The following is a 431-nucleotide window of genomic DNA, read 5'->3' as shown; positions in this document are numbered from 1 at the left end:
CAGAGGTCATAAAAACCGATAACCCTCCTTCCCCCTTCCTCCTCTTTTTCTCCCTTCTCCCCTCCCTCTTCCTCCTCTCCTCTTCCCTTTTTCCTCCCCTCCCCCCTCCCCCTTCCTCTTCCCCTTTCCTCCCTTCTTTTTCCCTTTCTTTCCCCTCTTTCCTCCTCTTCTTTTCTTTCCCTTTTTCCTTTCTCTCCCTTTCTTTTTCCCCCCCCTTTCCTCCTCTTTTTTCCCCTCTTTCTTCCCTTCTCCTCTCTCCCCTTTCTCCCTTTTTTCTTCCCTTCTCCTTCTTTTTTCTCTCTTCTTCTCTCCTTCCCCTTTTCCTCTCCTTCCTTTCTTTCCCTTCTTTCCTCCTTCTCCCTCCTCTCTTTCTTTTTCTCTCCCCCTTCCCTCCCTCCCCTTAACGGTAGAGCCCGGCGGCATTGGCGGGC

The 431-nt window shown here is 51.5% G+C and carries 1 protein-coding gene; it reads right to left on the bottom strand.

What is annotated here, in order from left to right:
• Positions 1–6 precede the first annotated feature (6 nt).
• Positions 7–431: hypothetical protein (locus A3773_RS19825; protein ID WP_197462847.1), on the bottom strand; the 425-nt coding region annotated here is incomplete at its 5' end.

Origin of the sequence: Neptuniibacter pectenicola, from assembly GCF_001597735.1 — a bacterium.
Classification (GTDB): domain Bacteria; phylum Pseudomonadota; class Gammaproteobacteria; order Pseudomonadales; family Balneatricaceae; genus Neptuniibacter; species Neptuniibacter pectenicola.
The sequence above is the reverse complement of the archived record's forward strand: the minus strand, read 5'-3'. Positions and strand labels throughout refer to the sequence as shown.